Origin of the sequence: Clostridium beijerinckii, assembly GCF_008705175.1 — a bacterium.
In the GTDB taxonomy this organism is placed as follows: Bacteria; Bacillota; Clostridia; order Clostridiales; family Clostridiaceae; genus Clostridium; species Clostridium beijerinckii.
The window spans coordinates 4,056,658-4,080,909 of sequence record NZ_CP043998.1; the positions used below are offsets into that span (position 1 = coordinate 4,056,658).

Annotated in this window: 30 protein-coding genes, 1 pseudogene and 1 other annotated feature; of the genes and pseudogenes, 8 read left to right on the forward strand and 23 right to left on the reverse strand. The window is 29.9% G+C overall.

Annotation, left to right across the window (positions count from 1 at the left end; all coding sequences use genetic code 11):
- Window positions 1–419 precede the first annotated feature (419 nt).
- The 3 genes from lysS to F3K33_RS18285 all read right to left on the reverse strand — a co-directional run bounded on the left by lysS (window position 420) and on the right by F3K33_RS18285 (window position 4,019).
- The gene (gene lysS / locus F3K33_RS18275) at window positions 420–1,946 is read right to left on the reverse strand and encodes a lysine--tRNA ligase (protein WP_039771657.1); all 1,527 of its coding nucleotides are present in this window, start codon (window positions 1,944–1,946) and stop codon (window positions 420–422) included.
- A gap of 170 nt (window positions 1,947–2,116) precedes the next feature.
- Window positions 2,117–2,517: a binding site (T-box leader), on the reverse strand.
- 82 nt (window positions 2,518–2,599) lie between these two features.
- Entirely contained in the window at window positions 2,600–3,130 is a 531-nt protein-coding gene (locus F3K33_RS18280; RefSeq protein ID WP_023974131.1) for a dihydrofolate reductase family protein, read from the reverse strand.
- Between the two features lie 142 nt (window positions 3,131–3,272).
- Window positions 3,273–4,019, reverse strand: a complete 747-nt coding sequence (locus tag F3K33_RS18285; protein ID WP_017210389.1) for an EFR1 family ferrodoxin — start codon at window positions 4,017–4,019, stop codon at window positions 3,273–3,275.
- A 119-nt stretch (window positions 4,020–4,138) separates the two neighbouring features.
- Between F3K33_RS18285 and F3K33_RS18290 the strand changes: the two genes are divergently transcribed.
- Complete coding sequence (locus tag F3K33_RS18290; protein WP_017210388.1) at window positions 4,139–4,678, forward strand: TetR/AcrR family transcriptional regulator; 540 nt, start codon at window positions 4,139–4,141, stop codon at window positions 4,676–4,678.
- Between the two features lie 19 nt (window positions 4,679–4,697).
- Here the strand turns inward: F3K33_RS18290 and F3K33_RS26485 are convergent, their stop codons facing one another.
- Together F3K33_RS26485 and F3K33_RS18295 are read right to left on the reverse strand one after the other, a co-directional pair.
- Window positions 4,698–4,853 carry a hypothetical protein gene (locus F3K33_RS26485; protein ID WP_017210387.1) on the reverse strand — a complete coding sequence of 52 codons (156 nt, stop codon included), beginning with the start codon at window positions 4,851–4,853 and terminating at the stop codon, window positions 4,698–4,700.
- Window positions 4,854–4,924: 71 nt separating this feature from the next.
- A complete protein-coding gene (locus F3K33_RS18295) occupies window positions 4,925–5,878 on the reverse strand; it encodes a ketopantoate reductase family protein (protein ID WP_039771654.1) in 954 nt (317 codons plus the stop codon).
- Window positions 5,879–6,038: 160 nt separating this feature from the next.
- Here F3K33_RS18295 and F3K33_RS18300 point away from each other — a divergent pair, with 160 nt between their 5' ends.
- The gene (locus F3K33_RS18300; protein WP_039771653.1) at window positions 6,039–6,635 is read left to right on the forward strand and encodes a TetR/AcrR family transcriptional regulator; all 597 of its coding nucleotides are present in this window, start codon (window positions 6,039–6,041) and stop codon (window positions 6,633–6,635) included.
- 55 nt (window positions 6,636–6,690) lie between these two features.
- On the opposite strand, the gene F3K33_RS18305 is transcribed toward F3K33_RS18300, so the two are convergent.
- The 4 genes from F3K33_RS18305 to F3K33_RS18320 form a co-directional block, all read right to left on the reverse strand.
- Window positions 6,691–7,212 carry a PadR family transcriptional regulator gene (locus tag F3K33_RS18305; RefSeq protein WP_023974134.1) on the reverse strand — a complete coding sequence of 174 codons (522 nt, stop codon included), beginning with the start codon at window positions 7,210–7,212 and terminating at the stop codon, window positions 6,691–6,693.
- Between the two features lie 63 nt (window positions 7,213–7,275).
- Window positions 7,276–8,124, reverse strand: a complete 849-nt coding sequence (locus F3K33_RS18310; RefSeq protein WP_039771651.1) for a sialate O-acetylesterase — start codon at window positions 8,122–8,124, stop codon at window positions 7,276–7,278.
- A gap of 378 nt (window positions 8,125–8,502) precedes the next feature.
- Complete coding sequence (locus F3K33_RS18315; protein ID WP_039771649.1) at window positions 8,503–9,084, reverse strand: flavodoxin family protein; 582 nt, start codon at window positions 9,082–9,084, stop codon at window positions 8,503–8,505.
- A 28-nt stretch (window positions 9,085–9,112) separates the two neighbouring features.
- Window positions 9,113–9,568, reverse strand: a complete 456-nt coding sequence (locus tag F3K33_RS18320) for a nuclear transport factor 2 family protein (protein ID WP_039771647.1) — start codon at window positions 9,566–9,568, stop codon at window positions 9,113–9,115.
- Window positions 9,569–9,700: 132 nt separating this feature from the next.
- Here F3K33_RS18320 and F3K33_RS27055 point away from each other — a divergent pair, with 132 nt between their 5' ends.
- Window positions 9,701–10,333 carry a TetR/AcrR family transcriptional regulator gene (locus F3K33_RS27055; protein ID WP_051144830.1) on the forward strand — a complete coding sequence of 211 codons (633 nt, stop codon included), beginning with the start codon at window positions 9,701–9,703 and terminating at the stop codon, window positions 10,331–10,333.
- 124 nt (window positions 10,334–10,457) lie between these two features.
- Here F3K33_RS27055 and F3K33_RS18330 read toward each other — a convergent pair.
- A pseudogene (locus tag F3K33_RS18330) lies at window positions 10,458–10,742 on the reverse strand (DUF2200 domain-containing protein); the annotation flags it as partial.
- A gap of 51 nt (window positions 10,743–10,793) precedes the next feature.
- Window positions 10,794–11,768: an SDR family NAD(P)-dependent oxidoreductase gene (locus F3K33_RS18335; protein WP_039771645.1), complete on the reverse strand. Its 975-nt coding sequence runs from the start codon at window positions 11,766–11,768 to the stop codon at window positions 10,794–10,796.
- Between the two features lie 142 nt (window positions 11,769–11,910).
- Between F3K33_RS18335 and F3K33_RS18340 the strand changes: the two genes are divergently transcribed.
- Window positions 11,911–12,486, forward strand: a complete 576-nt coding sequence (locus F3K33_RS18340; protein ID WP_039771643.1) for a TetR/AcrR family transcriptional regulator — start codon at window positions 11,911–11,913, stop codon at window positions 12,484–12,486.
- Window positions 12,487–12,990: 504 nt separating this feature from the next.
- On the opposite strand, the gene murI is transcribed toward F3K33_RS18340, so the two are convergent.
- Window positions 12,991–13,794 (reverse strand): glutamate racemase, encoded by an 804-nt coding sequence (murI, locus tag F3K33_RS18350; RefSeq protein WP_039771641.1) that lies wholly within the window; start codon window positions 13,792–13,794, stop codon window positions 12,991–12,993.
- Between the two features lie 411 nt (window positions 13,795–14,205).
- Here murI and F3K33_RS18355 point away from each other — a divergent pair, with 411 nt between their 5' ends.
- Window positions 14,206–15,048 carry a nitroreductase family protein gene (locus F3K33_RS18355; protein ID WP_039771639.1) on the forward strand — a complete coding sequence of 281 codons (843 nt, stop codon included), beginning with the start codon at window positions 14,206–14,208 and terminating at the stop codon, window positions 15,046–15,048.
- A gap of 110 nt (window positions 15,049–15,158) precedes the next feature.
- Here F3K33_RS18355 and F3K33_RS18360 read toward each other — a convergent pair whose 3' ends face one another.
- Window positions 15,159–15,749 carry a TetR/AcrR family transcriptional regulator gene (locus tag F3K33_RS18360; RefSeq protein WP_242960303.1) on the reverse strand — a complete coding sequence of 197 codons (591 nt, stop codon included), beginning with the start codon at window positions 15,747–15,749 and terminating at the stop codon, window positions 15,159–15,161.
- Between the two features lie 71 nt (window positions 15,750–15,820).
- Window positions 15,821–16,360, reverse strand: coding sequence for a GNAT family N-acetyltransferase (locus F3K33_RS18365; RefSeq protein ID WP_023974144.1), 540 nt, complete (start codon window positions 16,358–16,360; stop codon window positions 15,821–15,823).
- A gap of 388 nt (window positions 16,361–16,748) precedes the next feature.
- Between F3K33_RS18365 and F3K33_RS18370 the strand changes: the two genes are divergently transcribed.
- Complete coding sequence (locus tag F3K33_RS18370; RefSeq protein ID WP_023974145.1) at window positions 16,749–17,435, forward strand: YetF domain-containing protein; 687 nt, start codon at window positions 16,749–16,751, stop codon at window positions 17,433–17,435.
- A 175-nt stretch (window positions 17,436–17,610) separates the two neighbouring features.
- Here F3K33_RS18370 and F3K33_RS18375 read toward each other — a convergent pair whose 3' ends face one another.
- From F3K33_RS18375 to F3K33_RS18390, 5 genes are all read right to left on the reverse strand, one after another.
- Window positions 17,611–17,961, reverse strand: a complete 351-nt coding sequence (locus F3K33_RS18375; protein ID WP_023974146.1) for a DUF2200 domain-containing protein — start codon at window positions 17,959–17,961, stop codon at window positions 17,611–17,613.
- 87 nt (window positions 17,962–18,048) lie between these two features.
- The gene (locus tag F3K33_RS18380; RefSeq protein ID WP_017210375.1) at window positions 18,049–18,309 is read right to left on the reverse strand and encodes a hypothetical protein; all 261 of its coding nucleotides are present in this window, start codon (window positions 18,307–18,309) and stop codon (window positions 18,049–18,051) included.
- A gap of 289 nt (window positions 18,310–18,598) precedes the next feature.
- Entirely contained in the window at window positions 18,599–19,126 is a 528-nt protein-coding gene (locus F3K33_RS18385; protein WP_039771634.1) for a GNAT family N-acetyltransferase, read from the reverse strand.
- 264 nt (window positions 19,127–19,390) lie between these two features.
- On the reverse strand, window positions 19,391–19,573 hold the full coding sequence (locus F3K33_RS27060; protein WP_338032040.1) for a hypothetical protein: 183 nt from the start codon (window positions 19,571–19,573) through the stop codon (window positions 19,391–19,393).
- On the reverse strand, window positions 19,570–19,977 hold the full coding sequence (locus tag F3K33_RS18390; RefSeq protein WP_338032041.1) for a helix-turn-helix transcriptional regulator: 408 nt from the start codon (window positions 19,975–19,977) through the stop codon (window positions 19,570–19,572). Before F3K33_RS18390 ends, F3K33_RS27060 begins: the two co-directional genes overlap by 4 nt.
- Before the next feature lie 127 nt (window positions 19,978–20,104).
- Between F3K33_RS18390 and F3K33_RS18395 the strand changes: the two genes are divergently transcribed.
- Window positions 20,105–20,557: a VOC family protein gene (locus F3K33_RS18395; protein WP_039771632.1), complete on the forward strand. Its 453-nt coding sequence runs from the start codon at window positions 20,105–20,107 to the stop codon at window positions 20,555–20,557.
- 36 nt (window positions 20,558–20,593) lie between these two features.
- Window positions 20,594–20,722, forward strand: coding sequence for a hypothetical protein (locus F3K33_RS27000; RefSeq protein ID WP_023974149.1), 129 nt, complete (start codon window positions 20,594–20,596; stop codon window positions 20,720–20,722).
- Window positions 20,723–20,814: 92 nt separating this feature from the next.
- On the opposite strand, the gene F3K33_RS26850 is transcribed toward F3K33_RS27000, so the two are convergent.
- The 4 genes from F3K33_RS26850 to F3K33_RS18415 all read right to left on the reverse strand — a co-directional run bounded on the left by F3K33_RS26850 (window position 20,815) and on the right by F3K33_RS18415 (window position 24,152).
- Window positions 20,815–20,958: a hypothetical protein gene (locus tag F3K33_RS26850; protein WP_173712339.1), complete on the reverse strand. Its 144-nt coding sequence runs from the start codon at window positions 20,956–20,958 to the stop codon at window positions 20,815–20,817.
- 56 nt (window positions 20,959–21,014) lie between these two features.
- Entirely contained in the window at window positions 21,015–21,884 is an 870-nt protein-coding gene (locus tag F3K33_RS18405; protein WP_039771630.1) for a methionyl aminopeptidase, read from the reverse strand.
- Window positions 21,885–21,904: 20 nt separating this feature from the next.
- Window positions 21,905–22,585, reverse strand: coding sequence for a DUF5680 domain-containing protein (locus tag F3K33_RS18410; RefSeq protein WP_039771627.1), 681 nt, complete (start codon window positions 22,583–22,585; stop codon window positions 21,905–21,907).
- 541 nt (window positions 22,586–23,126) lie between these two features.
- Window positions 23,127–24,152, reverse strand: coding sequence for an SDR family oxidoreductase (locus tag F3K33_RS18415; RefSeq protein WP_039771625.1), 1,026 nt, complete (start codon window positions 24,150–24,152; stop codon window positions 23,127–23,129).
- Window positions 24,153–24,252: the final 100 nt, after the last annotated feature.

Below are 24,252 nucleotides of genomic sequence, written 5' to 3' on the forward strand. Positions count from 1 at the left end.
TCCAGTTAATTATTTAAGTCCATTATTATAATATATACTTGTTTTTATTCTTGTTTTTCTATAAAACAAACTAATTATAAGCCAAATCCACACTATGAAATATATTCCAACTAGAAATAAGGATTATGCTTTTGTAACCAAAAGGGTCATAATATGAAATGTTTCATTAGGAATTTGATGGTTCTGATTATTAGAGTAAAAGTTGTTCCAAGTATGCTAGTTCAAAAAGTGAGAATCGAAATTTTACATTTCGTTCTTCGAACTTTCTCTGTGAGCGCTCGCCTTTGAGGCTAGCATCTTGCGTGCAACTTGTAATCTTAGAATCATCCATCATAATTCCTTAGAAACTGGAACAACAGCATAATTCTTATTTCGGCGAGCTATGCTCATAAGTTTGGATATCTGTAGTATTTTTATTTTTATCTTTTAACTAAAGGAAAGGCAATAACATCTTTTATTGTATTTGATCCAGTTAGAAACATTATCATTCTATCAATACCGATACCTAAACCTCCAGTTGGTGGCATTGCTGTGTCAATAGCTATAGCAAATTCTTCATCCATTGGACTTGCTGTTTCTAGTCCTCCTCTTAATTTTTCAGCTTGGTCATGTAATAATATACGCTGCCTTAATGGATCATTTAATTCTGAATAAGCATTTCCAAGCTCTACTCCATAGGCATATGGTTCAAATCTTTCAATTAGATCTGGATTTTCCCTATGAACTTTACAAAGTGGTGATGATTCTTTTGGAAAGTCTATAACAAAAGTAGGTTGTATTAATTTCTTCTCGCTATATGCTTCAAAAAGATTTGTTATTAATTCTCCTTTAGAAACTTCATTTATATTTAAACCTTCATTTTGCTCTTCAATCAAAAGAGAATTCTCTTTTATTTTACTTATAATTTCTTCTTTAGTTAAATTCTCTACATCAATACCTGTATCTTGTTTTACAAGATTACACATAGTTTCTCTCTTCCATGGAGCTTTAAAATCAATTTCTTCTTCACCATATTTTATTTTAGTAGAGCCATTAACAGACATAAACACATATTCATATATTCCTTCCATAATTCTCATCATATCTTCATAGTCTGCATAAGACATATAACATTCCATTAGAGTAAATTCTGGATAATGTGTTCTATCAATTCCTTCATTTCTAAAAGATCTTGCAAATGTATAAACCCTTTCTATTCCTCCAACAATAAGTCTTTTCAAATATAATTCTGGAGAGACATTCATATATACTTCACAATCTAAATCATTAACAAAAGTTTTAAATGGTTTTGCTTCTCCTCCACCATATTTAGTATCAAGTACAGGAGTATCGCATTCAATAAAATTCATATTATTCAAATATTCTCTAATTGCAGTAATTGCTTTAGAACGTTTTATGAATCTTTCCTTAACGTCTGAATTCATTATCATATCTAAAGATCTATGTCTTTGTCTTAAATCTGAATCTTGAATTCCATGATATTTTTCAGGAAGGGTTCTTATTGATTTAGATAACAATTCAAATTTGTTTGCTCTAATAGTTATTTCTCCCGTCTGAGTCTTAAATACACTTCCCTCTACCCCAATAATATCGCCGACATCTATTAATTTTAAAACATTATAATTTTCATTTCCAATTAACTTTTTACTAAAAAATATTTGTATATTTCCTCTTTCATCTACTATGTTAGCAAAAGTTGCATTTCCCATTCTTCTAAGAAACATTATTCTTCCTGCTAAAGAAAATACTTTACTTTCATCAATAGTATCAAAATTATCACATATCTCTTTTGTATAAGTTTTTTTGTTAAAATCGTAATTATAAGGATATGGATTTATTCCTAACTCACTAAGTTTATTTAACTTTTTTATTCTCTCCACTATAAATTCATTTGCATTTGTCATTATATTTTCTAATTCATTTAAATTTTCATATTGCTCATACATTTTTGTTACCACCTTTACTTATTTATTGATTAATTTAGGCATATAAAAGAAAATATCACTTTCAATTTTGCCTTAAGTTTTTTATCAGGCAAGAAAGCGGATTTACTTGTTATTCTTCTGATATTGCCTTAATACAAATAAAAAAAACCTTCACCTCCAAGATTTCTAATCTTGAGGACGAAAGTTATAAATTCGTGGTACCACCTCAGTTTATGTATGCGTTGCCGTATACACCTCTTCAAGTACATCAAAAATGAGATACTCTATACCTATAACGGGGTATTCCGTCACATCCTACCTCTATTAAGTAAAACTTGATTCATGCTGGGTTTTTATCCCCATCTGAATTCTAGTTTAATTTATACCCTCAATGGGTACCCTGTCCAAGAGCACGTAGCCGTTATCTTTCACCTATATGTGAGAGAGTATTACGGATTACTAGCTATCGGATAAAATAGACTCAGTGTGCAGCTCCAAGACCTTCTTCAATAAAAATCCATTGCTCAATCCCACCATCTAGAGCTCTCTGAAAATGAATTATTTTATTTACTCTTCTTTTCATTGCTTTTAATACATTTTACAATAAAAAGCTGTTTTTGTAAATATAATACGTAAAACCTCTCTTAATAGTATTTTATCTTAAATTAACAACCTTATATTTTTCTTTTTATATATTTTAAAATGGTGATACCATCCTCTACGAAAACTTCATCTAAATGCAGCTTTATTGTTGGATTATTTTCTAAAAACAAAGGTCTTCCTTTGCCCAGTATAATTGGAATTATTCCCACTATAAATTCATCAATAATATCGGCTTTGATAAAATTGTCTACAAGACCTCCACCACCAAATAAGTAGATATCTTTGCCGTCCTTTTCTTTTTCTTCTTGTATTATTTTAACAATATCTCCGCTAATAAAATGAAGATTATCTTGATTTTGAAGTTTTTGAGATGTTGCTACATATACTTTTTTATTTCTATAATCATTATGCATATCTTGGTCATAGCAATTTTTACCCATAACTACTATATCTATACCTTCTAGGAATTTATCAAAATCAAATTTATTTTCAGTATTTAATGTATTATCTCCATGTCCAACTATCCAATCATATCCACCATCTTCTGAAGCTATATATCCATCAAGACTTATTGCCAGATTTAAAATTATCTTTCTTTTCACATTAAAGCCTCCCTAATTGTCTAAGACATTTTGATTTTCACCTGTTTTATTGTTATTATTGTTTGATATATAATTAATTATAAGTCATAATAATTGTCATGACATATAATATATTAGAAAGGAAATAATGGAAGAATACAAATTAATTGTTTGCATTTATTATTTCCTTCAATGTAATATTTTGATTAATAAATCTAGTCTTACTTTTTTCCTTTTTAACTCTTATTGCATTATGTGGACAATTATTAGTACATGCCAAACATCTCTGACAATTGTTCATAAATACGGGTTTCTTATCTACTTTTATATTATTTACAGGGCACACTTTTTCACAAGTTTTGCAGCCAGTACAAGTATTTTCTACAGTAAAATTCTTTTCAAATTCATCATCATAAAATATTTTTTCACTTAGTATTCTAAGACCACTAGAAATAAAAGAATGCTTTTTAATATATTTCTTTTCTTCATTAATATCTTTAATTATTTTTTCTAAGTTCTCTTCTATCTTTTTCTTAGGTTCTTTTTCTAGCTCCTTATTTATATCAAATCCTGGAAGGTAGTTATCAATCATAACTATCTCATTAATATAAGAAAATTCAATTCTATTTCTATTACCAATTTCCAAAAGGTGTCTTGTTGCTGCACCAGCATACATTCCATAAGTTGCTATTCCAAAAATATATTTACCCTTAAATTTTGCTTTATTTAAAAATTCTTCAACTATTTTAGGAACTCCGCTATTATAAATTGGAAATACAATCCCAATTTTTTCATCTTCAAAATCATATTTACCTTCTTTTATTAATTTAGGAATTGAATAATAATCGCTTCCAAGGCTTTTTGCTATATATAGACTATTTCCTGTTGCTGTGAAATATAAAATTTTCATAATATCCTCCTCAAATTTCACCGTTACAATTGTAACGCTTATTTGAGTATAGTATAATTGGGGCAAAAGAATATTTCAATAGAAGATAGAGCAAACGTTACAAAAGAAAGGATATTGTTATGGTAAATAAAGCCGCTAATATACAAAATATAATAACAAAAGAAAGTATTTTCACTGCACTTATGATTTTAATGGAAAAAAAGAATTTTAAAGAAATCTCTATTACAGAAATAGCAAAAAAAGCTGGAGTTTCTCGAATGGCTTTTTATAGAAATTATAATATAAAGGAAGATATTATTACCACATACATTGATGAACTCTTAAAAGAATATTCTAAGGAAGTAATGCAGAAAGAAAAACTAGACAATTATGAGAATTTACGCTTATACTTTTCCTATTTTAGAAAACATGAGAAGTTAATTTCTAATTTAATTAATTCCAATTTAATTAACATACTTCTTGAAAAATGTATTGAATCTTTTTATGAACTATCCCAAAGGATTCTCTGCAAAGATTCACTTCTTCCAGATCAGCATAAATTTTGGATTGATTATATGGCCGGTGGATTATATAATGTATTAATCGAATGGGCTAAAGGTGGGATGAGGCAAAGTGATGACTATATGGCAAAGACAATTTCTGAATTTATAAATAAGTAATATAGATGAATCATACCAATTAGAGGCTCTTTTCTTTAATAGTTCCAGTGTTTTCTATTAATACGTATTTATATTCAAGTATATAATACGGAAAATCGGCCGTATCTAATTCTTGATTAGGATTACCAGATTTATAGTATTCAGGTATTTTAGTTTCGTCATATCCTTCAAACATTTTATACCTCAATTTAAAATTTACATGAACCAAAAAACTGTCTAGTTATTTTTGTTTAAAAAGCACTAAAATTATTTATAAATAGGTGACTCTAAAGATTCAAGCCTAGGAAGTGATATCCCAAGTCTACGTGCTTCAGCAAGAGTATCGCGCACAAATATTACATTACTTTCAGCTTTTAGATTTTCACTCCCACTAGCACTTCTCATTATTTCTCTTGGCAGCTTACCTTCAGCTAATGCTAATTTCATTACAAAAGCCACAATACCTGCAGGTAAATTCACTGCGATATTTATTATTGTACTAACCTTAGAGCCCTTAGCTGCCATCAATGGTGTAAGTTCCCTTAATATTAAAGCAAAATCTTTAAGGGCATTTGCAGAATCAAATAGATTATTAAGCGAACCTACTTTTGAGGCTGCTGCCATCATGCTTGCGTTAGTAATTACATGAAACCATAGCCAATTACGCATATCTTTCTGTTCAGAAATACCAAAACCTGCATTTTTAAATAGTCGAGTTACCATATCATATCTAGCTTTATTAGTAGTATTGTCAATGAAGCCCATAAATATGTTTTTCATGAACCCACCATCTAACGTGTTTTTATTTATAAAAGATCCGCCAGCTCCTGGGAATCCCCAAACAACTTGTTCTTTAGGAATTGATCCAATTGAGTTTAAAGGCTCATTAATAATATTATTAAATATTAGAACAGTTGAATTTTTAACAAGTGGTTCTAACCAATTTATTATAGTACTTAATTGATTATGATTTACGCTTATCATAATCAAATCAAAATCATGGTTAGATGACAATTCTTCTATCATTTTAATTTTCCAAGCGGTATTTACTAAATCACCTTTTTTGTTCTTTCTGCCATCTAATATTTTTAAATTCACTATATCACCATACTGATTGATTCTTCCTTGGCGCACATAAAATGTCACATCATTACCTGCTTTTTCTAAAGCCCATCCATATTGTGTTGAAATTACGCCTCTACCTATCATTAAAATTTTCATTATATTTCCTCCTATTAAACATGTGTTGTTTAAAATATAAGTGTATGTTAATATAATATTTGATTACTCATAAAGCTACAACCAATAGATTTTTAGCTATGTTGTATAAACAACATTTTATTAAATCTGTTGTTTTGTCAAAGGAGATTAATGATAAATTATGAATGAAAAAGATCCAAGAGCAGTAAGAACTAAAAATTTGATTAAAGAGTCGTTTGTTCAATTACTTGAGGAAAAAGACTTTAAATACATAACAATTAAAGATATTACAACAAAGGCAACTATAAATAGAGCAACTTTTTACGCTCACTATTTAGATAAGTATATTTTATTGGAAGAACTTGTTATAGATTGTTTTGAAGAAATGTTACCAATAGAAATTTTAAATGCTACAGATTTAAATGAAGAGATTATAAAGGAACTTATTTTCTTCCTTTATGAATACAATATTTCATTTTATCAAAAGCGTAAAATTGATTCTACATCTATAGCTTCTACTGTAGATAATTTATTAAAATATAAAATAGACAATCTTATCGAAAAAATATTAAATAGTATGGTAGCTAGAAATGAGTTAGATTCTAAAGACACAAATATATTAGTCAAACTAATTTCCTCATCAGTATATAGTTGTGCTCAATATTGCTATTTTAGTAAGAATGATAAAGAATATAATATTGAAAAAACGATTAGCTTTATTATGAATGGGATAAAGGCTGTAACTTTAAAAGCCGCATTATTCCAGCATATTCTTTAGAATATCAGAATATATATTCTAGTATTCTAAAGAATAAATAAATTATGATTTTATATTAATTTTCATTTCTTATATCTTCTAATAGTCCTTCAAACCACTTTACATTTACTAAATGATGAGAACGTGAATTTTCCAACATTTTTCTAAAATATGTAGGAATAGTTTCATCATGCTCAAGAGATTGTTCTAATAAGGAAATTTTCTTTTTAGTTTGTTCAATTTGTATTTCTATTAGTTTTGTTAGATCCTCGCTTTTATATTCATCAGCAAACAACATTGCTGCATAAAACGATAAGTTTATATAATCTGTCTTAGATCCATACTTATACATTAATTTTTCAAATTCCTTATCTCCTAGTTCAGTTATAATGTAATTATTAGTCTCTCTAGTATTATCTAATTTGTTAACTTTTTTAATATATTTTTTTTCTTCTAATTGTTGAAGATTGTAGTAGAATGAACCTTTGGTGAAATTTGCTATATATTTATAGTGTCTCTCTTCCATTAAGGCTAATAATTCGTATCCATAAGAACCAGGGTTTTGTTTTAATAAACCTAAAATTAGTAATGGTATCAAAAAAACACCTCCTTTATGCTCTTCATCAAAATTATATTAACTGTTATTTCATAATTATAAGATTTAATCATTGTTGGTTTGCATGAATTGAGATACAAATTCCTCATATGATATTTTTCCTAATGCAAACTCCATACTTTTTATATATATCTTTTCATTTTTAGTATGTGTTCTAGCATTATTTAAATTCAGCAGCTCATTTTCATTAATTAATGGCTTCAATACATGTTGTCTATTAGAAAAGGCCTCAAAATAACGTAAACCAAATTTTCTTTGAGAAATTGCATCAATATGAATACCATCAGGATTAGAAGTTAAACCTGATCCTGTAACAAAGAAACAATTATCTTGTTCAAAAGCAAACTTTTGTAACTCTTCATTAATGAATTTATATTCAGTGCAACTTTTCCCAAATCCTTCTTTACCTAAAAATTCTCCTAATCCACCAATAATAATTGGAATATCTGGAGCATTCAACTCTTTTCTAAAAGCCTCAATAATTAAAAGTAATTTATTATAATATACTTTATAGTTACCATTAACACTATCACTTTCTCCTTGATGCCATAGAATTCCTGTGAGTTCACTACTTTCCATAGCAAATTTAGCTTCAGTTACAGCATGTCTAAAAAGTACTCCGTCTACAGCCCACTCATCCAGTGTGCTTCCACCTTCAGCACAAGGAATTAAACCAATAGTATCTTCTTGATTTTGACGACTCCATGCATCTGCAAATGAACCGGCAAGACTTATTCCTGAAACAGGCCTGTCATAATTAATTGGCTCCGTCATCATCTGCCATCTACCATTACGCAACATTTGTATTCTTTCATTATAAATTGGGGGTACCTCATGAATAAATCCACGCCCAGCCATATTTGACTGTCCTATCATTAAAAACGATTTAATCATTTTTTTCATCCTTTCTTTTGTTTAATCTTTATTATGAAATGCTTACAGTTCTCAATAAATGTTAAATACTTACTTATTTAATATATTAACGGATATTGACAATACATTTCTATTTATCATCAGTCTAATTAGACTAACATCACTACATATTATAGTCTAATTAGACTAATTGTCAACTATAACTTTTTTCTTAGCATTTATACTTGGTCTTGATTTATTATTTGCTTTTATTCAAAATATAAAACTTGAATTTGAAAAAGAGTGAACAAAATCGCAAGCGACTAAAGAATAAAAAAATCGCAAATTCATTTGAATAATGCGACTTTAAAATCTATTATTTATTTTTATTGATTAATAATGATATTGTGTGTTTGAAATTTACCTAACTAGATTTTCTCCATCCTTAAATGCTCTCAAAGATAGTTCCTCAAACTGCTCTAAATTAGAATCATACCTCCCAAGCTTTTCTGAATGAAAATTAGTAGTTCCACAGCAAAGAATACTATCCTCTAATTTCCAACCATATGCTGCAAGCATATTATTAACAAATTTAATGCCTTCCGCACCCATTTCAGGATTTTGGCTACCTTGAGTGAATATCGTTATTAACTTTTTACCAGAATGTCTCGGTGCAAAATTATCTCCAACCATTGGAAATGTACGATCTAACCAAATTTTTGCTTGACCTGTAATTTGGTAATAATAGATTGGAGAACCAAATACAATAGCATCTGCCTCAGTAATAGCCTTATACATTGGCTGTAGATAATCCTTAACCGCGCAACCATCATGTGTACGGCAGTAAAAACATCCTTGACAACCACGAATTCCAGAATCATTTAAATCAAATTCAATTATTTCGGCCCCTTTAGATTTCGCTCCTTTTGCTACTTGTTCTAACAATTTTGTGGTATACCCATTTTTTCTTGGACTACCGTTGAAAATAACAACCTTTGACATTTTACATCTCTCCTTATAATAATCACTTTTACTTTTGTGTAAGAATAGTACAAAGCTCAGGCAAACGATCAAGTATTTCGAATGTATCAATTGGATTCCAATAGTCGCGTAAAGTTATAATTTCGCCATTACGAACCTCAACAACTTGAAGATACCTCCTCTGAAAAGGCTTGTTATTAGCCGTAACTTCACCGTACATATCATACTCAGCTATAATAATTTCAGGATTGCTTGTCTCATGTATTGTCATGGATTTATATCCTATTGGTTTTAAAAGTGCAGCTGGCATCATCGCAAGATAATTACGAATATTCTCACGTCCCTGAATTAACCTCATTGATTTTTGAATATGAAACGGCAATTCCAATATACCATCACTTGCAAATAAGTCAGAAAAACTGCTCAAGTCCTTATTTAGAAACATAGTTTGGGCAAGTTCAAATATTTCCCTTGGACTTCTGATATTTTTATTTTCTTCATTCATAATACACACCGCCTTTTAATATTAACTAAACGGAACTCACATTCCGCTTATGTTAAATATTATACGGAATGGTGATTCCGTTGTCAATATTCAAACTTTGAAGTAAAATAAAAAAGAAAGGTGGTTATCTGGATGACAAATAAAGAGTGCTATGTACACAAGACAGAGAATATTCCGCAGCCTGATGATAATAATTCAAAATCCTTGCGAGCGGATGCAAAACAAAATAGAGAGCAGATACTTGATGCGGCATATAAGATTTTTTCTGAAAAAGGGACGTCAATTCCTATAAGTGAAATTGCTCGTCAGGCTGGTGTAGGCATTGGTACAGTATACCGCCATTTTCCAAACAAAGAAGCACTATTTGAGGCAGTAAATATTAATTATAAACAGCAGCTTACAAAAAGAGCTAAGTCTCTAATTAATAATATTGATCCAGGTGAAGCTTTTTTTAATTTCTTTATACATATCATAGAAGATGGATTTACTAACAAGGCGTTAAAAGATGCTTTAAATACCGGAATGACAGATTTTGATGTGCTACAGGATTTTCAGTCAACATTTGCTACTCTCCTCACCAGTGCTCAGCAAACCAAGGCTGTACGTGAAGATATAGATATAAAGGATTTAATTACCCTTATGATGAGTCTTCTGTTTGCTATAGAGCAGCGTAAAGGTGATTTGGATATCGAACGATTCAATAAATTAATGTCCATTGTTATCGATGGACTTCGTTATAAAGATACCAATAATAAGTCAACATAAATATATGTGTTATTCAACATCTTTGAATATATACATAATTATTTCTTATTTGAGTATTAATCTGGCAAAAAAACGCTGATTTTATATTTTACATATAAAATCAGTGTTTCTTCGTTTTTAATCATTATTTTCTTAAAATCTTATCCATCGCTTTTCCCTTTGCTAACTCATCTATTAGCTTATCCAAATAGCGAATTTCCTTCATAATTGGTTCTTCAATATCTTCCACTCGGACACCGCAGACAACCCCTTTACTCAAGATCCTTAAAGGGTTCATTGTGGGAGCTTCCCTAAAGAAAGTCTCAAAATCTGTCTGTTTTTACATTTGTGCTTCTAGCTCTTCCTGTCTATATCCTGTCAACCAGCGAATGATTTCATCAACTTCTTTTTTTGTACGTCCTTTTTTGTCCATGATATTTTCCTCATCTTACATATATAAGCTGAAATCTATGAATTATTCTTAGTCTAAGTTTAATATTGTTTCATCTTTATTTAGTTTTGATAATTCAATGCTTGTCCTCCATAAATCTTTTCTATTTTCTTTATTATAGGAAAGCTTCGAAGTTTTTATCTCCTTTGTGCCTTTAAAATATTTACCTGTAATTTCATTAAGCTCAGGATTAATTATGAGTAATGCTAATGCTTTACCTGATTTGCTAGCAGTATTAGCACTTGGACGAACTAAAGTAAAAATAGGGAGAATATAATCACAAACAAATTTCATTAAAGGAGGAAAAGTGCGTGAAAACTCTGTACCTGGCATCTGTCCAGGATCAAAAGCATTTACTGTAATATTTTTATTAGTTTGTTCTTTTATTCTTTCGGATAACTCATATGCGCAGTATATATTGCATAATTTTGAAGTTGTGTAGCGACGTTGACCAATTGTCATCATATTTTTACTTTCATGATCATCCTTAGGATAAGCTAATAATCTTGCATTTTCATATACAGGCTCAGCTATCCCTGTTTTTTGTAATGGATCATGAGTTCCACTACTAACAAAGACTATTCTACCTGAATCAGTCATCTTTTCTAGCAGCATATTGGATAGTAGAAAATGTCCAAGATGATTTATTCCAAAGGTACTTTCAAAGCCATCTTTAGTATAATGAGTTTTATCAACCATAATTAATCCTGCATTGCAAACTAAAGCATATAGTGGTGGATAATTTGATTTTGAAAATTTGCTCACAAAATTTCTTACTGATTCTAAGGATGCAAGGTCAAGTTCCAAAGAAGTTATGTTGTTATTGTTTGTTTCTTTAATTAGTGAATTAACTGCATCATTTGCTTTAGCTGCATTACGGCAAGCTAGTATAACATGATTATTAATATTAGCTTTAGCAATGTTTTTAGCACATTCATAACCTAATCCTGAGTTCCCCCCAGTTATAATAATTGTTTTTTTATTTAAATTAATTTCATTTAACATAATAACACTCCTTCTTTGCAAGTAACGTTAACATATTTTATCATTGACACTGTCAACTTGAATTTATTATAATCCCTAACATTGACGGTGTCAATATAGTGTTGTAAAATTATTTATAAATATATTGGTAAAAGAGGTTCATATGAAAAATAGTAATGATACAAAACAAAAATTGATTGATGTCACAAGGCAAATGATTGATACAAGTGGTGTTGATTCGGTTAGTATGCGTGACCTTGGAAAAGAAACGAATTTATCTAGAAGTGCAGTTTATGTATATTTTAAAAATAAAGATGATTTACTTGCAGCCATTGTAATTGAAAATTTTGATACGCTAAAAAACCGTATTTCAAAATTAATTGGAGAAATAAATGATCCAAAAAAACTTGTTTATGAAGTCTTATATGCATTTTATGATTTTGGTATAAAGAATCAAGAGCATTATCCATTAATGTTCCGCAAGCAATGGAATAAGGAGCAATATCCTACCCTGCACATTTCAGCCATTGAAGTATTTGCACTCTTGTATGAATGTTTGGAAAAAGCTCATGAACAAAAATGTACTGTTAATAAATCGCCGAAACAATTAACCGCAATGGTATCTTCATTTATTCTTGGTCTTGTTGAGCTTAACTCTACTGGGCATCTAGAACCAGAAAAAGGATTAGATGATCCGACTGATTTAATAAATTCATTTGTAGATGTTATTTTTATTTAAGTAATAAAACATTAACATAAAATTTTAGAATTTATTTTATGAGTTATTTACTATATAATATGGGGGGCGGTTTTAACTTGGACTTTTAAAATTATCCCCCCCATTTCCAAAAAACTTTGAGCATAAAAAAACACACCATTCATTTTAGAATAATGTGTTTATTATTTATTGCTTGCTTTTACTCAGCAACTTCATTGGAAAAATAATTTTACTAGATGTTATTATTTTTTAAAATCCTTGCCTATAGAAAATGCATTTTCAAGCTTATCACCTAATCCATAATAACCACGGTCATTGCCTACAAATGAAATAGGTTTTAGTTTTGCAATATCGCTATTCCCTTTTTCATCAACTACTTCTTCACTAATCTTAACCTCTACTATCTCTCCTATGAATTGAATATGTGAATTTAATCTGCCTTCAATATCATGATCATAATGATCAGCAATTAGGATTCCATTTTAGTTTTTACTATTTCCTGTAGTCATTTCTGATGAATGGCTCTTAAATCTTTTCAGAAATATTATATTCGTTGATATTATCCATTCTTTCAAATAGTCTGCTATATCTATCCAATTCTGCTTTATCCTCAACTCTAATTCCTGAATTATAGAAAGTGATGTTGCCATGCCCTTCATTTAATAAATTCATTTCTTTCAAAATTCTTTTAAGATTTTTTGCAGTGCCAATGTTTCCATCGATTATACTAACATTTGAAGGCACTAATTTTCTAACCATATCCTTATAGTAAGAAAAATGGGTACACCCTAAAACAATAGCCTCATAATTATTTAAATCAAATTTAAATAACTCCTCTTTAAGATACGGTAATACTATTTGTTCATCAAACTCAAGTCTTTCTGAGAATTGAACTAATCCTGGAAGAGGAAGTAAGTCAACAACATGTTCGTTATCTAATTTATAAATAAGATTATGTAATTTTTCTTCCTTTAACGTCAAAGCAGTGGCAGTTACCAATACTCGTTTATTCATATCTTTGTTTTTTTCAATGGCAGGCTTTACTGCAGGCTCCATACCAATAATCGGAATGCTATATTTACTTCTCAACGCCTCTATTGCTACACTTGTAGCAGTATTGCAAGCAATAACTACTGCCTTAACTCCTTGTTCAACAATAAAATCTATAGCATTTAAAATATACTTTTTAACTTCATCTTTTGGTTTTGGTCCATATGGAACATTTGATGTATCTGCATAATATATATAATCTTCATTAGGTAACACTTTTAACGTATCATATAATACAGTGATACCGCCAATACCTGAATCAAAAAAACCTATTTTCATCTTTTTCTATTCCTCCAATAAATAAAATTTATATGCTACTCCAATGAAGCTTTATTGTATCATTGTTTTACATAAATTTACTTCAGCAAAACAATTATAACACATTTGGTAAACATCACATTGTTCAATTTTCAAAGTAAAACTACTTTAAAAAATTATTTTTAAATTTTTGATTATCGCAAAAAATAAGAAATCTACTATTATGAAAATCACCTTATTAGTAAAGACAGGGCTGATGGTGTTTTATATATTCAAATTATATGTAGAGCTGGCATAACTAATTATAAGTTACATATTTATAAACTTGTAATTAGCTTTATTATATGATAAAATTCAATTACAAGTTACATACTTAAGTATTTGTAACTTTCGATTAAATTCTATAATCATCTCAAGGGGAGGAATTATAATATGGAAAAGGATAATAGAAATTTGATACAGATTGATCAATCTAAATGTACTAAGTGTGGAAGCTGCTCCAAAGTCTGTCCAACTGGCTTTATAGGTATGGATGAAAATGGGCCAAAGGTAGTAGGACAATTTTGTATCTCCTGTGGGCACTGCGTGGCTGTTTGTCACAGTGCAGCACTTGACAATGTAAAAACGCCTTTAGCAAATCAAGTAGAACTAGAAAATACACCAGTTCTTGACGAAGATACTGCGTCTCGCTTTCTCCGCAGCAGACGTTCTATTAGGGAATTTCAAAATAAACCAGTTCCTAGAGAAAAGATAGAACAGCTTTTAAATATTGCCAGATTTGCGCCAACAAGTGGTAATTCACAAGGAGTTTCCTATCATGTAATTTATAATCCTGATACATTACGCAAAATCACATCGGTTGCAATTGATTGGTTAGAAGAGGCATTGAAACACCCACCTTATGCTGGATCACCATTAGAAGCACCATTTACCAATCATGTAAGACACTATCGTGAGACTGGTGAGGATGTTGTATTACGTAATGCTCCTTGTCTAGTAATACCAATAGTTCATAAAAATTCTTCATCAATGGGACATGACAGTACGCTTTTTTCTCTAGCATATGCTGAACTTTATGCGACTTCAATGGGACTTGGAAGTTGCATTACTGGATTTTTTGACGCTTGTGCTGCTTCTGGTTATAAGCCATTACTTGATATTTTGAATTTGCCAGAAAATATGAAGGTTACAGCAGGACTTATGGTCGGCTTTCCAAAATACACGTATAAACGTTTGGTAGATAGAAATCCATTGCAGGTTACCTGGGGAAAATAATAAGAAATAAATTGTATGATTTGCATTAATTTACATTTTAATGTGACTGTGATTTAGATAACCATATAAGAAATGGCCGATAATAGTCGGCCATTTCTTATATAAAATATTTACTTATTGGAATTCTTAAGTCCTTTTATTAAAAGATTTATAACAGATTCTATGTTTTGTTTTCTGTCAGGATCTTCAAATGTGTTTGGATGAATAAAAACGCTGGTTGCAAGATATACAGATCTCGCCTCTTGATAAGGAGATTCTGTAAAGAATATACCTTCTGTAATTCCTTGCACTATAACCTTCTCAATAGAATTAATTCCCTCTTCTATACCATTTTTTATTACTTCCATTGATCTCTGAGCTAGTTTTATGTAGTTCGCAAACATTTCCGGATCATTAATAGCACTGTTATGCTTAGCTTCAACAAAACTTTCGAGTAAATTACTAAGTTTAACATCTGCAGGACTATCTTCTTTTAATATGTTATTTGACGGAGCATGCAAACGTGTAAGCCAACGCTCGGTAACAGCGTTCCATAGATCTGTTTTTCCATTATAATATCTATAAATTGCAGCATGACTTACTTTTAATAATTTTGCCACGTCAGTTATATTCGCTTTATCTGGTCCGAAACGGCGAATTATTTCTTCTGTTGCATTAAGGATCGTTTCTTTATCTAGCGATATTTTATCCAAATTTATCACCGCTTTCTTATTTTATTTTTAATTATATCATTTTTAGTTTTATGTTTCAAATTACATTAATTGTAACAGAATTAAATTTGTTGTTTCTCCCATTCTTTTTTCAGTAATGCGTACTGAAACGTATTTTCATATTTAGGAATTCCATTTTCATCTTTTATAAACGAAATAAATTCTAAAAAACATCCCTCTTTACGCATCCCTAATTTTTCACACAGTTTTTGTGATCGATAGTTATCATCTTCAACATATGCATATAATCTTCTAGCTCTTTTTTCGTTGAAAAGGTATTGAAATAAAGCTTTCGCACTCTCGCCAGCATATCCTCTTCCCTCATATTGTTCATTAAAATTCCATCCTATGGAATAGGTGTCTGGTTCTTCATAAAAATAAAATAATTCTCCAATTAAATTCTCGTCATCATTCAATAAAACAGCAATATGAGAGTCATCTTCACTTTTCTTTTTAGCCTCTGATATAGCCTCCTCATGTGTTGTTATTTTCTCACCTCGAAAACAGTTAACTCTAGGATTCGATAAATATCCCAGTAAACCTTTAGCGTCAGCCAATGAGAAACTTCTAAGTACTAATCGATCTGTAATAATCTTTTCCATAGGTACCTCCAATAATAAATATCTTGCCCAAGCAATATAGTATTCTAGTCTATAAAAAATTAAACCCACTTATGATTTTAATTTATTTATGGATAATTATAACATATCTTTTGAATATCCTATTATTCAATTTTCAAAAATCTATTTTTATTAATTGCTATGCAAAATCTACATATGGCTCAATATTACACACATCTAATAATATCAATTTTCTATATACATTTTTTTAATATGTGGACAATTTATGCATTAATCATTATAATTGACTATTTATTTGAATATAAACGTTATTAATAGTCAATAATCCATTTATATTTATTACTTTTTATACTGCAATATTTTGTTTGCATAAATATTATTTTCACTATAACTTTAGGAGGTAATACCAATGATCCCAACAAACACACCTGACGTCTTACTAAGAACATTTATACTTTTTATAACATTACTAGTTTTAACCAGAATATTAGGAAAAAAACAAATGAGTCATCTAACTTTTTTTAATTACTTTACTGGAATCACAATTGGCTCAATAGCAGCTAATATGATTCGTGAAACCGAAGAACCTTTTTGGGATGATTTTATAGGGTTAATTTTTTGGTGTGTATTAACTCTTTTAGTTGAATACATTGGCTTAAAATTCAGTAAATTAAGACAAATAATTGATGGTCAACCTACAATAGTTATAAAAAGAGGGGTAATTTTAAAAGCTTCTTTAACATCTAATCGTGTTAATTTAGATGACTTATTAATGCTACTTAGGAAACAAAATATATTCTCTATTAAAGAAGTAGAATATGCTATATTAGAGCCCAATGGAAACTTAAGTGTAATGAAAAAGCCACAAGATCAGCAAATTACTAAATCTGATATGAACATTAATATTCCTACACCAAAATACTTACCATCTGAAATAATTTCTGACGGAAAAATAGTTAAACATAATTTGAAAGAATTAAATTTAAGCGAAGATTGGTTATATTCTCAACTTAAAATTCAAAATATATCTAATTTAGCGGATATAATATATGGAGAACTTCAAAGTGATGGCACATTATTTCTACAAAAGAAATAATTTATATGCAAAATCTTCTTCTTAACATTTTTATATAACTTATTTCACATAACCTCACTAACCTTTATACTAACTAAAAATACATTACATGATGTTTCAAAATTAATCAGGTCAACAAAAAACACCAATTATTTATATTTCTCATATAAAATCAGTGTTTCTTCGCTTTTAATAATTATTTTCTTAAAATTTTATCCATCGCTTTTCCTTTTGCTAGCTCATCTATTAGCTTATCCAAATAGCGAATTTCCTTCATAGTTGGTTCTTCAATGTCTTCCACTCGAACACCACAGACAACTCCTTTAATCAAAGTTCGTAAAGGATTCATTTTAGGAGCTTCTGCAAAGAAAGTCTCAAAATCAGCCTGTTTTTCCAGCTCAGCTTCTAGCTCTTCTTTGCTATATCCTGTCAACCATAGGATTATTTCATCAACCTCTGTTTTTGTACGTCCCTTTTTCTCTGCCTTCATAACATAAAGGGGGTAGACACTTGCTACACTCATTGTATAAATCTTATGTTTTGTCATAATACATCCTCACTTATGTAATTTTCTTTATTTATAATATTTAAAGCATTTCTCTGAAATTTTCACTAAAAACCCCTCCTAATAATATTAGGAATTTATAAGTTTAATTGAAACTATTGAACATAAGAACAAAAATATACTAACTCCTATTAATAAGGTATATTCTTTTTTCTTATTTAACTTGAAATAATTAATACCCATTATTAATTGTTGTATTCCTAATAACATAAGCACAATTGGCATAATAATCATTCTTAGATTAGGTTTCAAAATAGAAAATATTGCTGTTAAAATAGTTATTATTGATATTGTTATATTAATAATTTTGAATTTAGTATTATAATACATAATTATCCCCTCAAAATCCATAGCGAGTTTATTTGCATTTATTCACATTAATCTAATTATATACCAATTACTTTCAAATATTCAATAAAATCACTTTCTACTTATAATATGATCCTCCCATAATTAGAAAGTAATAAAACCTTTATTACTTCTTTTTTTAGAATTGTGTAAAAAAAATCGTAAATCCAATGTTGAATAATACGATTTTAAAATTTGCTATTTAATTTTACTGATTCATAACTATATGGAAAATATTCAACAAATACTATATAGGACTATACATATTATTTCATATTAATTTTTCATACAGTTTAAACCAATCCAATCCGTAGTTTCCAAGGCCCAAATCAACAGTATCAATATATTCAAATCCACATTTTTCATAAAGCCTAATGGCAGGCATATTACCTTCAAAAACATCCAATCTAATTGATTTAACTTTTGACTTAACACTATGCTTATCAGCAAAGTCCATTAGTGCTTTACCTACACCACATTTCATAAATCTTGGATGAACAGCAAATGTATGTATAACAAAAACATCTGAATAGTCATACTCAAATCCCCATTTAACATTATAATATGCCGGTTCAGGCTCATGGCTTAAAATAATAGAACCAATGCTTGTTCCATTATGCTTTGCTACATAAAGATTTCCGTTTTTAATGCCATCAATTGCATTTTGCCTTACAGGATATATACCCTTTATCCATCCCGGATAATTTACTCCATCTGCCAAATAATCATTTAAATCATTATAAAGATTTTCTAATTTATCAATATCATTTACTTCCCCAAATTCAATAGTAATATCCATATGTATCACCTCCAAATCAATTCGAAATATAAATTTTGTTTTATTGCAATAATTTACCATTACAAATCGATTATAACATATCTTGTAAAAGCTATATCACTCAATTTTCAAAGAACATTTTTATAATTTACTACGTCAAATCTACAGATTGTAAATTACCTTAATGAGAAATCTGAATTTATCGCTCATAATTTTTTAATATCCTCAATAGAAAACTTATAAATTAGGACTTTAATAAAATTAATATTTTAGTATATATAAGTCTTAAATTTCTTCATAATGATTTAGAATCTTTTTAATTTTTTCATAAATAATAGATTTTAATGATTGTGGTTTCACTGATTTAATAGACGTGCCATATCTAAGGAAATAATCAGATATGAATTCTTCTTCACCCACATTAAAAAATCCCTTTATAATTGTCTTTGTCCCTAATTCTATTTTCATAGAAGGATAGTTTTCCTTATAAATTTTAAGACCTTTTTCATCTTATTAATTTCTTTTATTTGTTCTCCTGATAGGCAGTTTTCAAATTTTTCATTTAATTTTTCTATACTTAAATGAAAAGGCGTAGACTCATAGGCTTTCAGTGTGAGCATTGCAAAATATAAAGCGTATACTTCATCTATGGTAAATATAATAGGTGACAATAATCTATTTTTCAATATAACATATCTTCCGTACCTACCTTGCTCTGCATAAATAGGCATTCCCAATTCTTCTAATGAGGCAATGTCACGCAAAGCTGTACTTCTTGAAATGTTATATTTATTTATTAAATCACTTAAATTAAAGTAATCTAAGTCATTCAAATACATCATCATATGGTTTAATCTTTCTGATTTTTTCATATATCCTCCGTTTTAAAATTTTCCTGAATAAAGTTTTCATATTTTGACACCTTTAAGTATTATACTCTAATTATATCAATAATATAGTCATTGATATCTAATTTATTATACAAAGGAGATTAATATTATGAGTACAACGCTAGAAATTGCTATTTTCCTTTCAATGAATGGAAAAGCACAAGATGCTATTAATTTTTACAAGAAACACTTTAATGCAGAACAGTTAATGATTATAACATATTCAGACCTGGTAAAGATGGGGGATAAATCAATAGAAATTAATGACGAAAATAAAAATCACATCTCTCACTCTGTTTTAAAAATAGGTAAGACTAAAATTATGCTTAATGAAAATCCAATGGATGCTAATGAAAAGTACCAAGCTGGTAATAATACTTCTCTATGTATTCAAAGTGCTGATTTGGAGGAAATCCAACAATTCTACAATAGCTTAATTGCAGATGAAAGAGTTAGAATAATTGTACCATTAGCCAGTAATATATTTAGTAAAGCATATGGTATTGTTGAAGACCCATTTGGTATTAAAATTCAATTGTGTTTTGATGAGAGATTAAAGTAACAATTATTCAATGTATGAGAAATAAGAGATTTGGAATTGGTTTATAATATTGTGTTTACGGGTAAACTGTATTCTAATAAGGGAGGTGCAGTATTGGATATTAAAAAGATTTTTGAAATCCTTAATAAAGAAATGAAAGCTACTGAAAATAATCAATCAAGTTAATTACTATAACCTAAAAATAAGTTATAGCACAATAATTTATAATAAATCGAGTAGGATGAAAACAATTATTTTGTTTCCATCCTCTCACACCACTATACTTCAGCAATCACCCTGCAAGGGAGCCCTGAAAATCCGCTCATATTTACTGGGAAAGTATATACTTTAAATGGTTTATCTGCTGCTTTTTCTTTTGCTAACTCATCTATTAGCTTATCTAAATAGCAAATTTCCTTCATGATTGGTTACTACTTTGAAACTGTAGACAACCCCACTAATAAATCAAATTACATAATTATTTTGAAATAACTTCTACCCCATCTTCTGTTACAAGAACTGTGTGTTCCCATTGTGCTGAAAGAGAACCATCAGCTGTCAATGCAGTCCATCCATTATCCTCATCTATAAATATTTCATGACTTCCAGCATTTATCATTGGTTCAATTGTGAACACCATTCCAGGCGCCAAAACCATATCTGTTCCTCTTTTTCCAAAATGGAAAACAAATGGATCTTCATGAATATCTAAACCAACTCCATGTCCTCCAAATTCTCTAACTACTGAATAGCCATTATTTTCTGCATGTTCCTGAATTGCTGCTCCAATATCTCCTAAAAATGCCCAAGGTTTAACTGCTTCCAGTCCTTTATTTACGCATTCTTTAGTTACTTGAACCAATTTCCTAGCTTCTTCACTTACTTCACCAATCATAAACATTCTTGATGCATCTGAATAATATCCATTTAATATAGTAGTAGCATCCACATTTACAATATCCCCATTTTTAAGGACAACATCGTCACTTGGTATTCCATGACATACTTCATTATTTATTGATATACAAATACTTTTAGGAAATCCATCATAATTAAGGTCTGCTGGAATTCCACCCTTTGATATAGTATAATCATATGCTAATTTATCTATCTGCTCTGTTGTCATGCCTTCTTTGATGTTTTCACTAATCAAATCTAAAAGACCATTATTAACCTCTGCACTCTTTCTTATTCCTTCAATTTGCTCTTTTGTTTTTATAAGATCTCTTGTTGGTACTATATGTCCTTTTCTTTTTAAGTCACTTAATTTCTTATCAAATTCTAAATGACAATTTTTATACTTAACTCCACTTTTACACCAACATAAATCATTTCTGTTTAATATCATAATATTACTCCTTGTTTTAACTATTTAATTGATCCTCCATGAAAATAACATTCATAAACTTTAACATTACCAAAATATATTTCCTCATGCCCTTGAAACCACTTAAATTCACCATTTATAATGCAATGATATTTATACTGTCCATTTTGATAAATAATAGGACCTCTATATGGATTCTCTTCAGTTACTAAACTCAAAGCTTCCTTTAAAAAACTACCTGAAAATCTTTCATCCAAAACTCTTCCAGTATAATTCATTGACCAAAATGGAATATCATCTTGCCACAAACCTTCTTCCCCTGAAAATTTTTCTCCACCTAAATAGGTATCAATATATTTTAAGTTTCCTTCTACATATTCTAAATCATGCGAATTTGGTCTTGAAGATTTACACTCTCCACCATTTCCAGCATACGTAGCTTTTTTAGCCCTACATAGAAAATCAATTATATTTCTATTTATATTATTAACTTTATTTTCTTCTATTGATAACCTACAATTTTCTTCATAATCATTGACTAATTTATCAATGCTTACTTTAAAGAACTCACTTAATGCAATTAATCTAGCTATATCGGGATAGGACTGCCCAACTTCCCATTTTGCAACTGATTGTCTTGATATACCCAAGAATTCAGCCAATTTTTCTTGCGATAGACCTTTTGCTTTTCTAAGTGTTTGCAATTGTTCCTGAAAACTCATAGTTTAATCCCTCCTGGTATTAGTATACTTACAATATTATCATATTTCTACCACCTAAATATAACACAGTTGACAACCAAAAGTTGCATTTAATAAAAAAGTAATCTTAATATCAAACATTCTCTGCTTTATTATTCGCTTATGATGCAGTTCTCCATAACATCAACAAATAATAGAACTCATCTTTTTTATTCTGATTCATTGTCGGTCATTGCTGATATTTTGTTGTCCTCCATCACCTTGTTGGTTAGAAACAAAGCTGGAATAATTCCTATCACCATGAATATTATACTTGTAATAAAACCTGCCTGAAAAGCTTGATGCCTCTTTTTTGTAACTCAAGTATCGGTCCTTTCTGCTTATCACCAATATTCCTTAATATAAAGCAGCCCAGAAGCATTGTAATATATTGCTTCTGGGCTGTTTTTTCGTCTTTATTTACGATACTATTCACCGTGTCGCTGTCAAGTGCTATTTTTGCTTAAGGGAAGACACTTAATGATTGCCTGATATATAGAGAAACTTAGTATAATTTTAATGTCTATTTATCAATTAATCCAAGTTCAATCATACTTTTTGCAGTTGCCACGATTGCTTCTTCTGCTGATCTTGGCTGCCAGCCAAGTAACTTTTTAGCTTTTGCGTTGCTACAAGCTGTGCTTTGTCCTAAAAACGTTGCTGGCATACGTAGATCCTTTTTAAAAATCGCCATAAATTTAATCATAAAATCCGGCAATGCCTTAATCGATACTTTCTTTGCTTTACTTCCTAAATATCTCTGCAGAATTTTCGCTTCCTTTTTATATGTCAAATTTTCACCCGTAGTAGCAATAAATCGCTCTCCAGCTGCTTCTGGACATGTCATCGCAAGCAAATGTAATTCTGCAACATCTCTCACATCAACGTAATCAAATCCAATATTTAAGAGGAATGGCATATCCCCCTTTAGCATCGCACGAATAATTTGATTAGAGTGAGAAAAATCCTGTCCAAGTACAGGTCCCATGACCGCCACAGGATTAACAGCTGAGAGTTCAATATTCTCTTTCTTTGCAAATTCCCAAGCTGCAAGCTCTGCCATAGTTTTTGAACGTTGGTATGCATCAATATTGCCTGACAAGTCAGTCCAATCTTCCTCTGTGAAAATTTCCGGATGAGATTTATGGCCTGAAAGCACTGCCCCTGAAGCAGAAGTTAGGACTACACGTTTAACACCTGCCGCTTTCGCTGCCTTCATTACTCGCAGTGTACCATCAACTGCCATTTTCACCATTTCATCACCATCATCAGGACGTGTGGCTGGTGTTGGTGATGCCACATGAATAACATAATTTGCATCAGTTACAGCCTCTATCCAGTTTATATCACTTGTCAAATCTGTCTGTATAAACTCAAGATTTTCAAAATCAACTTCTCCGCCTTTTGCAAGCATTGACTTAACCTCATCTTGGCGTGACAATGTACGAAGTGTTGTACGAACTCGATATCCCCGTTTCAAAAGCTTTAATATTATGTGTACGGCAATGAAGCCACTTCCGCCTGTTACTAAAACTAATTCTTTTTCCATAATAAATCCCCCTCACTAAAGTTTCACTTGTAACCTCTGTGCAATTAGAATATACTATTATCAAGATGAAATCAACACATAAACGATCATATGTGACAAT